The organism is Streptomyces capitiformicae (assembly GCF_002214185.1).
GTDB lineage: Bacteria > Actinomycetota > Actinomycetes > Streptomycetales > Streptomycetaceae > Streptomyces > Streptomyces capitiformicae.
Genome location: NZ_CP022161.1, coordinates 5,514,189 through 5,528,974 on the forward strand (window position 1 = coordinate 5,514,189; position 14,786 = coordinate 5,528,974).

Sequence of the window (14,786 nt, forward strand, 5' to 3'; positions counted from 1 at the left end):
CGGGTGCGGTGTGCCGGCGTGGGTTGTCCACAGGCCCCAACCGGCTTGCCCCGTATGCCGTACGGTGCGGCGCATGGCAAGTGTGCTCGTGGTCGAGGACGACCATTTCGTACGCTCGGCGCTGATCAGGCATCTGACGGACGCCGCGCACACCGTGCGCAGCGTCGGTACGGCCCTGGAGGCGCTGCGCGAGGTCGCGCATCACCGCTTCGACGTGGTGATCCTCGACCTCGGGCTGCCCGATCTGGACGGCTCCGAGGCGCTGAAGATGCTGCGCGGGATCACCGATGTGCCGGTGATCGTCGCCACGGCGCGGGACGACGAGACGGAGATCGTCCGCTTGCTGAACGCGGGTGCGGACGACTATCTGACCAAGCCGTTCTCGGTCGAGCATCTGTCCGCCCGCATGGCCGCCGTGCTGCGCCGCTCCCGCCCCTCCACCGGCGAGGCACCGCCGTCCCCGGCCATCCGCGTAGGCGGTCTGTCGATCGACCCACTGCGCCGCCAGGCCGAACTGGACGGCGTACGACTCGACCTCACCCGGCGCGAGTTCGACCTCCTCGCGTTCCTCGCCGGGCGGCCCGGCGTCGTCGTCCCGCGCAAGGAGCTGCTCGCCGAGGTGTGGCAGCAGTCGTACGGGGACGACCAGACGATAGATGTGCATCTGTCGTGGCTGCGGCGGAAGTTGGGGGAGACGGCGGCGAAGCCCCGCTATCTGCACACCCTGCGGGGTGTCGGGGTGAAGCTGGAGCCGCCGGGGGCGGGGGCGGGGGCGGGGCCATGAGGTGGGCGCTGGTCAAGGTGTGTGTGGCGGTGACGGCGATGGTCGTGGTCGCCTTCGCGGTGCCGCTCGGGCTCGTCGTCAAGGAGATGGCCCGGGACCGTGCCTTCTCCAATGCCGAGCGGGAGGCGGCGGCGATCGCTCCGGCGCTCTCCATCACCACCGACCGGGAGCAGCTGGAGCGGGTCGTGGCGTCGGCGGGCGCGGACGACGGGATCGCCGTGCACCTACCGGCCGGCGGTGACGGGGCCGACGCGATCGACCTCGGGCGGCAGCGGGCCACCGACAAGGACATCGCCACCGTGCGCGAACTGGGCCGGGCGTCGACCACCGAGGTGCCGGGCGGTTCCGCGCTGCTCCAGCCCACCGCGCTCAGCTCCGGCGAGATAGCGGTCGTCGAGGTGTATGTGCCCGAGTCCGAGGTCACCAACGGGGTGGCCATGGCCTGGGCGGTGCTCGCCGGGGTCGGCCTCGCGCTGATCGTCGGCTCGGTCGCGGTGGCCGATCGGCTCGGAGTGCGCATGGTGAGGCCCGCCCGGCGGCTGGTCGAGAGCGCACACGAACTGGGGGAGGGGCAGCTGGGGGCGCGCGTGCCGGAAGAGGGACCGAAGGAGTTGCGGCTCGCGGCGGCGGCGTTCAACGCGATGGCCGACCAGGTGGTCCAACTGCTGGCGAACGAGAGGGAGCTGGCGGCCGACCTGTCGCACCGGCTGCGTACGCCGTTGACCGTGCTGCGGCTCAACGCGGCCTCGCTCGGCGACGGGCCGGCCGCCGAGCAGACCCGGGCGGCGGTGGAGCAACTGGAGCGGGAGGTCGACACGATCATTCGTACGGCGCGGGAGGCCAAACCGCAGACGGCGGCGGTGGGGCCCGGTGCTGGGTGCGACGCGGCGGAGGTGGTGCGGGAGCGGATGGCGTTCTGGTCGGCCCTCGCGGAGGACGAGGGCCGCAAGTGGCGGGTGGCCGGGGTCGAGCGCCCGGTCCGCATACCCGTCGCCCGGGCCGACCTCGCCGCCGCCCTCGACGCCCTCCTCGGCAACGTCTTCCGGCACACGGCGGAGGGCACCGCGTTCGCGGTCGACGTGCACAACGGCGAGGACGCGGTGATCGTCCTCGTCTCGGACGCCGGGCCCGGTATAGCCGACCCCGAGGCGGCGATGGCCCGCGGCCGTGGCTCCGGCAGCGACGGCTCGACCGGGCTCGGCCTGGACATCGTGCGGCGGCTCGCCGAGTCGACGGGCGGGGACGTACGCCTCGGGTCGTCGGTGCTGGGCGGGACCGAGGTGCGGATATGGATCCAGTTGAACGCAGGAGACGGAAGGACAGGGAAGGACGGCCGGGCCCCGGCGCGGACGGGGCACCGGGGGCGGGGGCCGGTACGGCGGCGTGGACACCCGCGGCTGGTGTCGCCCTTCAGTCGGGCTCGTTCCCTTCCGTGAACGGTCGGCGGAAGAGGGCGGTCCAGAGGAACGGCTCGCCGAAGTGGGGCGAGTCGGTGGGCTCGTCCTGCATGCGGCGGAGTTCGATCTCCGTGAGGTCGGCGAAGATCCGGCGGAGGGAATCAGGGGTGTAGGCGAGGCCGCCCTGGAGGCCGGACTGCCGGTAGAAGGCGGCGTCGGGGAGTTCGGAGCCCATGGCGCCGGAGGCGAAGCAGGTGAGCGAGAGGTGACCGCCGGGCGCGAGGGCCCGGTCCAGGAGGGCGAGGTAGCTGATGCGGCGATGCGGTGGGAGGTGGTGGAAGCAGCCGGAGTCGTGGATCAGGTCGTACGGGCCGGTCAGCTCGGGCGAGGCGAAGGCGTTCCCGCAGTGGAAGCGGACGTTCGCCCTCTCCGGCCCCGCCTCGCGGGCGCGTTCCTCGGCCCAGGCGATGGCGGTGGGGGACAGGTCGACGGCGTCGACCCGGAAGCCGCGGGCGGCCAGGTGGAGCGCGTTGCGGCCGGGGCCGCAGCCGAGGTCCAGGGCGCGGCCGTGCGAGGGGACGATGCCGCGGTCCAGGTAGGACACCAGGTTCTCGTCGGGCTTGCGCACGAAGAACGGCACCGGCTTGGAGCGGTCCGCGTAGAAGCCGTCCCACCAGGTCGAGCCGCCCTCCGTCCAGCGGTCCGCCTCCGGCGCGAACAGGCCGTCCAGCAGCGTGAGCACATCCTCGACCGTGCGGATGTCGCGGTCCGCCTCGACCATTCCGGGTCCCCTTTCGGCTTTCTGAGGTGGACCTCGAACCTAGCGGTGGATCAGGGGCTGCGCCGCCCCTTCGACCCCCTGGGTGCGATCTTCGGCTGCGGGTCGTGTGGGGTTGCTCGCGCAGTTCCCCGCGCCCCTTGAAAGCCCCGGCCGCGCCCCATGCCGTGAAGGGGCGCGGGGTGGATCGATCTGCGGCTCCGCCGCGGGGCGCGAACAGCCTCCACTCACCCGCCTCCACCCGATAGCCTCAGGCACCCGAGCTCTCCCGCGCCCGGCTCCCCCAGCGGAGCTATCACGCGATCACGTTTCGCCACATGACGGTTACATTTCAACAAAGGCAGTGGAGAGGTCTTGACGTTTGACCGGACATACGGCTGTTATGGCGCCCATGAATGTTCGGTCAAGTTGATTTCTGGTTGATTTCGACTGGATCTTGCAACGAACGCCCTCAACGACCGAACCACGTCTCCAGGGAGCCGCAATGCACGTCACACCCTCCGGTCTCTCCGTCCCCGGCACCAGTCGCCGCACACTGCTGCGCGGCATAGGCGGCGCCGCGGCACTCGGCGCGGGGATACCGCTGCTCAGTGCCTGCGGCGGCAGCGGCACGGCCGCGGACCCGAAGACCGTCACCCTGGGTTCGAAGGCGTCCGACCCGGTTCCGAAGAAGGCGTTCGCCGAGATCTACGCGGCGTACAAGAAGAAGACCGGCATCACGGTCGACGTGAACACGAAGGACTCCAACACCTTCCAGGAGCAGATCAACTCCTACCTCCAGGGCACGCCGGACGACGTGTTCACCTGGTTCGCCGGCTACCGCATGCAGTTCTTCGCGGCGAAGGGCCTGGCCACGCCGATCGACGACGTGTGGAAGACTATCGGGGGCAACTTCCCCGAGGCGATGCAGAAGCTCAGCAAGGGCGAGGACGGCAAGTACTACTTCGTGCCGCTCTACTCGTACCCCTGGGCCCTCTTCTACCGGAAGAGCGTCTTCGCGGAGAAGGGCTACGAGGTTCCCACCACGTGGGACCAGCTGATCGCCCTGTGCAAGCAGATGAAGAAGGACGGCCTCGTCCCGATCGCCTTCGGCGACAAGGACGCCTGGCCCGCGCTCGGCACCTTCGACCAGATCAACTTCCGCAAGAACGGCTACGACTTCCACGTCGAGCTGATGGCGGGCAAGGCCTCCTGGACCGACGCCAAGGTGAAGTCGGTGTTCGACCTGTGGTCGGAGATCCTCCCGTACCACCAGGAGGGCGCCGTCGGCCGTACCTGGCAGGACGCGGCGCAGACCCTGGCGTCGAAGAAGGCCGGCATGTACCTGCTGGGCACCTTCGTCGCCCAGCAGTTCACCAACAAGGAAGACCTCGACGACCTCGACTTCTTCGCCTTCCCGGAGATCGATCCGGCGTACGGCCAGGACACCGTCGAGGCGCCCACCGACGGCTACATGATGAGCAAGAACCCCAAGAACAAGGCCGAGGCCGTCAAGCTCCTGGAGTTCCTGGGCACCACGGAGGCCGAGGACATCTACCTCAAGGCCGACCCGAGCTCGGTGCACGCCGCCTCCGGTGCCGACACCGCGTCGTACTCCGCGCTGCAGAAGAAGGCGTACGACATGATCTCCGGCGCCAAGTCCCTGACCCAGTTCATGGACCGCGACAGCCGCCCGGACTTCACCTCCACGGTCATGCAGCCCTCGCTGCAGAAGTTCATCCGTGACCCCAAGGGGATCGACAGCCTCCTCACGTCGATCGAGCGCCAGAAGAAGACGATCTTCGCCTCCTCATGACCAACGCCGACACCACCATCGAGAAGTCGGGTAACCCGGAGGCGGCCGCCGTGCCGCCTCCGGGCTCTGCCCATGTCCCCGCCAAGAAGGTCCCGCAGGGCCACAAGCGCCTGCTCACCGCGCGCGACCGGTTCGCGCTGGGCCTGATGGCGGGCCTGCCGACGATCCTGCACATCGCCCTCGTGTGGGTGACGGCCCTCGCCTCGATCCTCCTCGCCTTCACCACCTGGGACGGCATCGGCTTCGATGCCATCCAGTGGGTCGGGCTGGAGAACTTCAAGGAGCTGTTCACCAACAACCCGCAGTTCTGGCCGGCCGTCGAGCACAACGTGGTCTGGTTCGTCGTCCTGATCCTCATCCCGACGCCGCTGGGCCTGTTCCTGGCCGTGCAGCTGGACAAGAAGATCCGCTTCAGCCGGGTCTACCAGACCGCCTTCTTCCTGCCGGTCGTGCTGTCCATGGCCGTCATCGGCTTCGTCTGGCAGCTCGTCTACAACCCCGACACCGGTCTGATCAACAGCCTCATCGGGGCCAACGAGCCGGGCAAGTACATCGACTGGATCGGCGACCCGGACCTCAACCTGTGGGCCGTCCTCATCGCCGCGTCCTGGCGCCACACCGGCTACATGATGATCCTCTACCTGGCCGGCCTCAAGGGCGTCGACCCCTCGCTGCGCGAGGCGTCCGCGCTGGACGGGGCGAACGAGTGGCAGACGTTCAAGAACGTCATCTTCCCCACCCTGCGCCCCACCAACACCGTGGTCCTGGTCGTCACCATCATCGAGGCCCTGCGCGCCTTCGACCTGGTCTTCGTCTTCAACGGCGGAGCCGAGGGCACCGAGCTGCTCTCCATCCTGGTGACCAGCAACATCATCGGTGAGTCCAGCCGCATCGGCTACGGCTCGGCGATCGCGGTCGTGCTCCTGGCGATCTCGCTCGTCGTGATCATCCCGTATCTGATCAGCACCTTCCGCAAGGAGCGGCAAGCATGAGCACCGTGAGCGCGCTGGGCAAGCAGCGCACCTCCGTCCGCCCCGCCCGGATCCTGCTGCACGTCTTCCTCGCCGGCGCCGCACTGGCCTGGCTCGCCCCGCTGCTGTGGGCGATCTACGCGGCCCTGCGGCCGTACTCGGAGACGAGTGAGAAGGGCTATGTGTCCTGGCCCGACACGCTGACCTTCGAGAACTTCACGAACGCGTTCACCCAGTCGGACATGACGCACTACTTCGTGAACACGCTGATCGTCTCCGTGCCGGCGGTGCTGCTCACCCTGTTCCTGTCGTCGATGGTCGCCTTCTACGTCAGCCGCTTCGACTTCCGGATCAACCTGGCGCTGCTGCTGGTCTTCACCGCCGGCAACCTGCTCCCGCAGCAGGTCATCATCACCCCGCTGTACCGCCTGTACCTGCTCATCGACCTGCCCGGCATCACCATGAGCGGCAAGCTGTACGACTCCGCCCTCGGCCTGATCCTCATCCACGTCGCCTTCCAGTCCGGGTTCTGCGCCTTCGTGCTGAGCAACTACATGCGCTCGCTGCCGCACGAGCTGACCGAGGCAGCCCTCGTCGACGGCGCCTCGGTATGGCGGATGTACTGGCAGATCGTGCTGCCGCTGTGCCGTCCGGCGATGGCCGCGCTGGCCACGTTGTTGTCCATCTGGATCTACAACGACTTCTTCTGGGCGCTCGTGCTGATCTCGACCGGTGAGAACATGCCGATCACCTCGGCGCTGAACAACCTCTCCGGCCAGTTCTTCACGGACAACAACCTCGTCGCCGCCGGCGCCCTGCTCACCGCGATCCCCACCCTGATCGTCTACTTCCTGCTCCAGCGGCAGTTCGTGGGCGGTCTGACCCTGGGCGCCAACAAGGGCTGACGCCACCTTCCTGCAATTCCCGAGAGAGAACCTCCGTTGCGCAACCCCTTCACGCCGGTCGCCTCCGTACCCGTGGACCCGCACACCGCGCGGGTCCACGAGGAGGGCTGGCAGTCCTGGAGCCCCAGCGGCGCATACGCGCTGCATGCGGCCCCGTACCGCCCGACGAACGACAACTGGGCGACCGTCTGCTACCGCCCCGGCCGTACCGTCCCCGCCGACACCTTCCAGGGCGAGGGCCTGCTGGCGCTCGACCCGGGCGATGGCTCACCGGTACGGCTCTGGGCGGCACCGGAGCCCACGGCCGAGGTCCCGTCGATCCGTCTCGTCGTCCGGGACGGCCAGGCGGAGATCAGCGCCGACGGCCCGGTGAAGGAGTTCACGGGCACGGACATCCAGGCGGTCCTGGCGGACTGGGCCTCCGGCCTCGGCCTCGAGGCCCCCCGCCAGGCCCCCACCGTCTGGTGCTCTTGGTACGAGTACTTCACGAACGTCACCGAGGACGACATCCACGAGAACCTCCGTGCGATGGACACCCTCGACCTGCCCATCGACGTCGTCCAGATCGACGACGGCTACCAGAAGGCCCTCGGCGACTGGCTCGCCCTCTCCGGCCGCTTCCGCTCCCGCGCGGGCATCGCCGACGCGATCCGCGCCCGGGGCCGCCGCGCCGGCATCTGGACGGCCCCGTTCCTCGTCGACCCGGCGAGCGAACTGGCCGCCGAGCACCCGGACTGGCTGGTCAAGGACCCCTCGGGCGACCCGCTGCACGCGGGCCGCAACTGGGGCCACGACCTGTACGTCCTGGACACCACCCACCCCGAGGCCGCGGCGTACCTGACCGAGGTCTTCACCACCCTCCGCTCCGAGGGCTACGACTACTTCAAGGTCGACTTCCTCTACGCGGGCGCGCTGGACGGCGTACGACACGCTTCGGTGGACGCGCTGGCCGCATACCGTTCCGGTGTGGAACTGATCCGCTCGGCCATAGGCGAGGACGCGTACCTGCTGGGCTGCGGCGCGCCGATCCTCCCCTCCATCGGCCTGTTCGACGCGATGCGGGTCAGCCCCGACACGGCCCCGCACCGCCGCCCCGAGGCCGACGACTACAGCCAGCCCGGCCAGGACCCGGCCGAGTTCACGGGCGCCGGCCGCCAGTGGCAGCACGGACGCCTCTGGATCAACGACCCCGACTGTCTGATGGCCCGCCCGGCGGTGGAGACCCGCGAACGCTGGGCGGCACACGTGGAGTCGACGGACGGCCTGATGGCGTCCAGCGACCGCCTCCTCTCCCTGGACACCTGGGGTGTGGAGACGACTCGCCGCCTCCTGACGGGAGTCGCCGAGTGAGCCGCACGCTGAAGGTTCCGGGTATCGCCTACGGCGGCGACTACAACCCCGAGCAGTGGCCCGAGGAGGTCTGGGCCGAGGACGTACGCCTCATGCGCGAGGCCGGCGTCAACATGGTCAGTGTCAACATCTTCGCGTGGGCGCTGCTGGAGCCGTCGGAGGGGACGTACGACTTCTCCCGCCTGGACCGCGTCCTGGCCCTGCTCCACGAGAACGGCATCGCCGCCGACCTGGCGACCCCGACGGCGGCGCCCCCGGCATGGTTCTTCCGGGCCCACCCCGAGGCGCTCCCTGTGGACAAGGACGGCCGCACCCTGTCCTACGGCAGCCGCCAGACGTTCTGCCCGTCGAGCCCGGCGTACCGCGAGGCGGCCCTCCGTATCGCCCGCGTGCTCGGCGAGCGTTACGCGGACCACCCGGCCGTCGTCATGTGGCACGTCCACAACGAGTACGGCTGCCACAACGGCGAGTGCTACTGCGACACGAGCGCGGCCGCGTTCCGGGTCTGGCTGCGGAAGAAGTACGACAACGACCTGGCGGCGCTGAACGACGCCTGGGGCACGACGTTCTGGAGCCAGTGGTACTACGACTGGGACGAGATCATCCCGCCCCGCGTGACCGGCGCGGTCCCGAACCCGACCCACCAGCTGGACTGGCGCCGCTTCTGCTCGGACGAGCTTCTGTCCCTGCTGAAGGCGGAGCGGGAGGTGCTGCTGGAGGCGGCCCCCGACACCCCCGCCACCACCAACTTCATGGTGATGTACAACTTCGACAAGCTGGACTACTGGCGCTGGGCCCCCGAACTGGACGTGGTCTCGAACGACCACTACCTCCAGTCCACGGACCCCGAGTCGGAGATCGACATCGCCCTGAGCGGCGACCTGGTGCGCTCGCTGGCGGGTGGGGCGCCGTGGCTGCTGATGGAGCACTCCACGGGCGCGGTCAACTGGCAGCCGGTGAACCGTGCGAAGACGGCGGGCGAGCTGCGCCGCAACGCCCTGGCCCATGTGGCCCGCGGCGCCGACGGCATCGCGTACTTCCAGTGGCGGGCAGCGAAGGCGGGCGCCGAGCAGTGGCACTCGGCGATGCTCCCGCACGCCGGCACGGAGAGCCAGATCTGGCGCGACGTGGTCCAACTGGGCGCGGACCTGGGCCAGTTGGCGGAGGTGCGCGGCAGCCGGGGCGTGGCCGAGGTGGCCATCGTCTGGGACTGGAACGCCTGGTGGGCCCTCGAACTCCCCTCCCAGCCCAGCGCCGAGGTCCGCTTCCAGGACCTGATCCGTGCCTGGTACGAGCCCTTGTGGCGCTCGGGCGTGGCGGTGGACTTCGTACGCCCCGACGCGGACCTCTCCCCCTACAAGCTGGTCATGGCCCCGAGCCTGTACCTGGTGGACGACACGGGCAAGGCGAACCTGACGGACTTCGCGTCGTCCGGCGGCGTCCTGGCCGTCGGCTTCCACAGCGGCGCCGTGGACGAGAACTGCCACATCCGCCTCGGTGGCTACCCGGGCGCGTTCCGCGAGGCGCTGGGCGTCCGCACGGACGAGCTCTTCCCGCTGCTGCCGGGTGACTCGGTGGAACTGAGCGACGGCGGTACGGCCACCCTGTGGTCGGAACGGGTCGCCCTGGCCGGCGCGGAGGCGGTGACGTCGTACACCACGGGCCCGCTGACCGGAGTCCCGGCGGTGACCCGTAACTCGTACGGCTCGGGCACGACCTGGTACGTGGCCACCCGCCCGGACCCGACGACCCTCGCGTCCCTGCTGTCCCGCATCCGCGAGGAGGCGGGCGTCAAGCCGGTACGCACGACTCCCGAGACCGTGGAGGCGGTACTGCGCCGGGGCCCCGACGCCGACTACCTCTTCCTGATCAACCACGGGGACGAGGACGCCGAGGTCAAGGTCGCGCCCGGGGCGGTCGAACTGCTGACGGGCAAGCCGGTCGAGGGCGGCGCCCCGCTGAAGGTGGCGGCCGGAGACGTGGCGGTCGTACGCGAACCACGCTGACGGCCGACGATTACGGCAGGACAGGGCCGTGGCTCCGCTGGGGGCCACGGCCCTGCGCGTTGGTGTTGGCCGAATAGGAGGAGCCGGCGCCAGGAACCGGCAGCATGTCGCCGTGACTTGTAGCATCTGAGCACCGCGGCACGAGGGGGAAGCGTGATCGAACTGTCCGAGATGATCCGTGAGTTGAGGCAGCAGCTGAACAGTGCGCTCGCGGACGGCGTCGACGACGCGGTCCGGTTCGAGGTCGGTCCCGTGGAGATCGAGGCGACCGTTGCGGTCACCCGGGAGGCCGGCGCGGATGCCAAGGTCCGGCTGTGGGTCGTCGACGCCGGGGCGAACGGCAAGTACGCGCACGCGCAGACCCAGCGCATCACGGTCACCCTGACGCCGAAGGTCGTCGCGGCCGGGGGCGGTGCCCCGCAGTCGGTGCTGATCGCGGGCGGCGAGGTTGACGGCGAACGCTGACCGGGCTGGACTGCGGCCGGAGCGGGTCGCCGAGGTCATCGTCGCCGCGCCCGACGGTGGCATGGGGCGGCGCGGGTCAGGGTTTCTCGTCGCGCCGGGCAAGGTGCTGACCGCCGCGCACGTCGTCGAGGGTGCCACGAACCTCCGCGTGCGATTCCAGGCCGACCGGCCGGGGGAGCGGACCGTCGAGGCGCGCGTGGCATGGCGGAACGAGGACATCGACATCGCCGTACTCGCATCTGCATGTCCGGACGACGACAGCGACCCGGCTCCCACCTCCGTCCGGTACGGCCGTGTCGGTGACCACGACGCCGTACTGCGCTGCACGGCCCTCGGCTTCCCCCGCTTCAAGCTCCGTACAGACGACGGCGGTTCACGCTTCCGGGACGCGGAGCACGCCGACGCGACCTGCGCGGTGCTGTCCAACCGGCGCGAGGGCACGCTCGATCTCCGTATCGCCTCGCCCCCGGCGGACGACCCCGACCCCGAGCGGGACGCGTGGGAGGGCATGTCCGGCGCGGCCGTCTTCGCGGGAGGTCGGCTCGTCGGCGTGGTCACCCGGCACCACCGTTCCGAGGGCCCCGGCCGTATCGCGGCGAGCCGGGTGGACCGCTGGGCCGAGAAGCTGTCGGTGACACAACTTGGTGAGTTGGAAAGTGAGTTGGGCTGCACGCTGTCCCCCTCCGCTTTGCCGGACGCCGTACCGGCCACCAAACTCGACCTCATCCAGGAGGTCTACCGCGCCCAACTCGCCGACATCGCCCCCAAGGAACTGACGGACAGGGAGGTCGAACTCCGCGACCTGGTGGAGTTCTGCGGCGGTCCGGCGGAGTACCGGTGGCTGCAGGGACCGCCCTGGGCAGGGAAGACGGCACTCGCGGCATGGTTCGCGCTGCACCCACCACGCGGCGTGGTCCCCGTGTGGTTCTTCATCACGGCACGCTATGCGAGCCAGTCGGACAGCGACGCGTACACGGCCGCCCTCATCGACCAACTCGCCACGATCGCCGGCCGCGAACCCGCTCGCCACGGCACCCCGACCGCCCGCGACGGCGAACGCCGCCTCCTGCTCCGCGAAGCCGCCGAACGCGTCGCCGAGCAGGGCGGCACCCTCCTGTTGGTCGTGGACGGCCTGGACGAGGACCAGTCCCGCGAACCGGGCGGCACCGGCACGAGCATCGCCTCCCTCCTCCCCGAGCGACTGCCGCCCAACCTCCGCGTACTGGTCACCAGCCGCCCGAGCCCCGGCATCCCCCCGGACATCAAGGGCAGCCATCCCCTGCGCCAGTGCCCGCCCGTGGAACTCTCCGCCACGGACGCGGCCCGCCACACCGAGTACGAGGCCAAGTACGACCTCCAGCGGGCCCTGTCCGGTGACCAGTTGGAGCGCGACGTGGTCGGGCTGCTCACCGCCGCCCGCGGCACCCTCTCGACCGGCGACCTCTGTGAACTCACGGGCGGGTCCGACTACACGCTCCGTCGGCGGCTCGGCAGCGTCTTCGGGCGCATTCTGCGGCTGCGCGGCGGTGGCAGCGACTCCGGCGGCGACGTGACGATGTATATGACCAGCCGCGGCTATCTCTTCGCCCACGAGACGCTTCTGAGCGCGGCTCAGGACGAGTTGGGCCGGGACGTGGACGCGTACGCGGAGAAGGTGCACGGCTGGGCGGAGAAGTACCGGGGCCTGGGCTGGCCGGAGAGCACCCCGCCGTACCTCCTCCAGCCGTACGGCCGTCTCGTCACCCTTCTGAGGGACACCCGCCGCGCGGCGGCCCTCGCCACGGACCGCCGACGCCACGACCGGATGCGCGAGGCGACGGGAAGCGACGCGGCGTGCCTCGCGGAGATCTCGGCGGCTCGGGAGGCGGTTCGCGGGGACACCCCCGAAGACCTGGGCACAGCGATGGCGCTCGCGGCCGTCGGTGATCTTCTCGCCCGGCGCAACGAGTCACTGCACCCCGCCATCCCCGCCGTCTACGCCCGCCTCGGCCGCGTACGGCACGCCATCGGCCTGGCGCGCAGCGTCTTTGAGACCGGAGACCGTGCCCAAGCGATGGCCGGAGTCGCACGCGCCCTGGCGGAGGCCGGTGACCGGCGGGCGAGGAGCCTGGCGGAGGAAGGGGTGCGGCTGGCGGAGCAGGAGACCGGGGGCGGTTCCAGGAGCGGTGCCCTGACGACGCGCGGCGCGTTGGCGACCGTACTGGCACTGTTGGGTCAAGAGACCGAAGCGGTGAAGGGGCTTCGCGAACTTCACCGGCTGCATGAGAAGTCGCGGGACCTGGCTCCGGTCCTCTGCGAGGGGCTGATCACGACCGCCGAGGCCGTGCGGGAACCGGCGCTCGCCGCCGAACTGCTGGGTCTGGCTGAGGCGACCGCCGAAGGCATGTACCACATGCCAAACCGGATTCGGGTGCTGGTGAATCTCGCCGAGGCGTGGTCGGCCCGTGGCCTGCCGGAGTCGGCGAAGTCGGCGAACCGGCTCTACGGCTCGGTGGTGGAACTGGCCTGCCGCCACACGGATGACTCGGGGAACCTCCTCGCAATGGCCGCACATGCCTTGCACGGGGTCCGTCCCGCCGAGGCCGACAGGCTGATCTCACTGGTCGAGGGGAAGCTGTCGGGGCCGTTCGGGGCGCTGATCGCTGAGACGGCCACGTACAGCGCCACCTTCGTGCATGTCGTGGCAGGCCGGTTGGAAGACGCGGAACAAATCGCGCGGGACGAGAGTCGAGCGAGCAGCGTCGTCCGGGATCAGGATGCGGACTACTGGTACAGCCCCTGGATGCTGGTGGCCGAAGGTTGGGCCCGCCGCGGCTGTGTATACGAAGCGTGGGCGGCCCTGCTGTCCGGCGAGCTCTTCCCGGATGGTGATGGCGAGACCATTGGGCGGATCGTCGCACTCCTGGTGGAGTCCGGTGCCGTCGAGCAGTTGGAGGCCCTGTTGCTCGACGGGGGCGGTTTCGAGCCCCCGGACATGGCATGGGACAACGCCGAAGCGCTCGCCGTACTCGCCGGGCAAGTCGCCGAGGACGATCCCCAGCGATCGATGGCACTCCTCCGAGCGGCGGAACACGGACTCCGACCAGGCCACGAGCGGCTGTCCACCGTCCAGCAGGAGCGCTTCGCAGCCTTCGCCGGCGCCCTCGCCGCGGCGGGCCGACTCAACGACGCGGAGTGGCTGTTGGAGGACATCGACGACCCCGACGCATGTGTCTGGGGCTGCGCCGCGCTCTCCCTCGCCGTGGCACGCGAACACCCCAACCGCGCATTGGAGTTGGCCGAGCGGTCGGTGGAACGGGGCCGTCGGACCGAGCTGTCCTGGATCTACACCTTGTCCGTCAATGCCGTCCAGGCCCTTGCATGGGCCGGCGCGGGGCAGCGCGTCGCGGAGGTGATCGAGGAACTCGCGGGCGGCGACGGGCCACCGAAGGGGTTCGATCACCATCGTGCCCGTGGGGAGGCCGCCGCCGGGCTCTGGGCGCACGATCCCGAGATGGCGGGCCGTCTGGTGGATGAGGCGCTGCCCGATCCGGGGCACGCATACCCGACACCTCTCGCACACCTTCTCGCCGCCGTGGGGCCGTACGACCACGAGCGCGGCGCCCGTATCAGGGAAGCCCTGCTCGACCTGGAGCACCACCACGACCCGCGTGACGACTACGGCGTGCTGTACAGCCTCCTGACCGCCACCAGCGATCCGGTGGGCGCGCGCCGCCGCCTCGCCGCCTGGTCCGCCAGCTCCGGCGCCGTATATCTGCCCGAAGCCCTGGAAACAGGCGGAGGAGCCGTCGCCCACGCGGCACTCGGCGATCACGAGACGGCCTGGACCCTGGCTCGACAGGCAGTGGACGAGGAGCGGCGTGCGGAGGCGTTCGCGCATCTGGCCGCGTACGTCGCCTGCGTGCCGGCCGACCGGCTGCCGGTCCCGCTCCACGAAGACACGTTCAACATCACGGCTCTGGCCCGCCGCCTGGCCACCCTCCTTGCCCCACCCTCCTCCGGCCCCGACCTCCCCCAAGCCCGAGCCCTCCTCTCAGAGGCACTCACCCCGGACGGCTGGCACCACGCCGCCCCGGTCCTGGCCGCCATCGACCCCGAGGCGGTCTTCCGGGTACGGGACGTCCTCTTCGCCTACCTGGGCCTCACCGTTTGAGGGTTCCGGCCTTCACCATGTGCAGCAGGCAGGCCAGGGCCTGGGGCGCGACCGTGGTTATCTCGTACGGCCGGTCGCTTTCGCGGAGGTGGATGAGAGTCGCGGTGGCCGCCGCCAGCTCTACGCAGCTGCCCTCGCCACCACCACTGAACGACGACTTCTGCCAGGTGAGCTGGGGCATC

At 70.2% G+C, this 14,786-nt stretch carries 11 protein-coding genes; 9 read left to right on the plus strand and 2 right to left on the minus strand.

Annotation, left to right across the window (positions count from 1 at the left end):
* Positions 1-73: 73 nt before the first annotated feature.
* Positions 74-784 carry a response regulator transcription factor gene (locus CES90_RS24635; RefSeq protein ID WP_189784032.1) on the plus strand — a complete coding sequence of 237 codons (711 nt, stop codon included), beginning with the start codon at positions 74-76 and terminating at the stop codon, positions 782-784.
* On the plus strand, positions 781-2,220 hold the full coding sequence (locus CES90_RS24640) for a sensor histidine kinase (RefSeq protein WP_189784031.1): 1,440 nt from the start codon (positions 781-783) through the stop codon (positions 2,218-2,220). Before CES90_RS24635 ends, CES90_RS24640 begins: the two co-directional genes overlap by 4 nt.
* Here CES90_RS24640 and CES90_RS24645 read toward each other — a convergent pair.
* Positions 2,195-2,962, minus strand: coding sequence for a class I SAM-dependent methyltransferase (locus CES90_RS24645; protein ID WP_189784030.1), 768 nt, complete (start codon positions 2,960-2,962; stop codon positions 2,195-2,197). The genes CES90_RS24640 and CES90_RS24645 overlap by 26 nt on opposite strands.
* Positions 2,963-3,443: 481 nt before the next feature.
* Here CES90_RS24645 and CES90_RS24650 point away from each other — a divergent pair, with 481 nt between their 5' ends.
* From CES90_RS24650 to CES90_RS24680, 7 genes are all read left to right on the plus strand, one after another.
* Positions 3,444-4,754 (plus strand): ABC transporter substrate-binding protein, encoded by a 1,311-nt coding sequence (locus tag CES90_RS24650; protein WP_189784029.1) that lies wholly within the window; start codon positions 3,444-3,446, stop codon positions 4,752-4,754.
* Positions 4,751-5,746: a carbohydrate ABC transporter permease gene (locus CES90_RS24655; protein WP_189784028.1), complete on the plus strand. Its 996-nt coding sequence runs from the start codon at positions 4,751-4,753 to the stop codon at positions 5,744-5,746. Before CES90_RS24650 ends, CES90_RS24655 begins: the two co-directional genes overlap by 4 nt.
* A complete protein-coding gene (locus CES90_RS24660; RefSeq protein WP_189784027.1) occupies positions 5,743-6,630 on the plus strand; it encodes a carbohydrate ABC transporter permease in 888 nt (295 codons plus the stop codon). The genes CES90_RS24655 and CES90_RS24660 overlap by 4 nt, the downstream gene beginning before the upstream one ends.
* 36 nt (positions 6,631-6,666) lie before the next feature.
* Positions 6,667-7,980, plus strand: coding sequence for a glycoside hydrolase family 36 protein (locus tag CES90_RS24665; RefSeq protein ID WP_189784026.1), 1,314 nt, complete (start codon positions 6,667-6,669; stop codon positions 7,978-7,980).
* Positions 7,977-9,986, plus strand: a complete 2,010-nt coding sequence (locus CES90_RS24670) for a beta-galactosidase (protein ID WP_189784025.1) — start codon at positions 7,977-7,979, stop codon at positions 9,984-9,986. Before CES90_RS24665 ends, CES90_RS24670 begins: the two co-directional genes overlap by 4 nt.
* 153 nt (positions 9,987-10,139) lie before the next feature.
* Positions 10,140-10,451 (plus strand): trypco2 family protein, encoded by a 312-nt coding sequence (locus CES90_RS24675; protein ID WP_189784024.1) that lies wholly within the window; start codon positions 10,140-10,142, stop codon positions 10,449-10,451.
* Positions 10,435-14,604: a trypsin-like peptidase domain-containing protein gene (locus tag CES90_RS24680; RefSeq protein WP_189784023.1), complete on the plus strand. Its 4,170-nt coding sequence runs from the start codon at positions 10,435-10,437 to the stop codon at positions 14,602-14,604. Before CES90_RS24675 ends, CES90_RS24680 begins: the two co-directional genes overlap by 17 nt.
* Here the strand turns inward: CES90_RS24680 and CES90_RS24685 are convergent.
* Positions 14,594-14,785 carry a DUF397 domain-containing protein gene (locus CES90_RS24685; protein WP_189784022.1) on the minus strand — a complete coding sequence of 64 codons (192 nt, stop codon included), beginning with the start codon at positions 14,783-14,785 and terminating at the stop codon, positions 14,594-14,596. The genes CES90_RS24680 and CES90_RS24685 overlap by 11 nt on opposite strands.
* Position 14,786 lies beyond the last annotated feature (1 nt).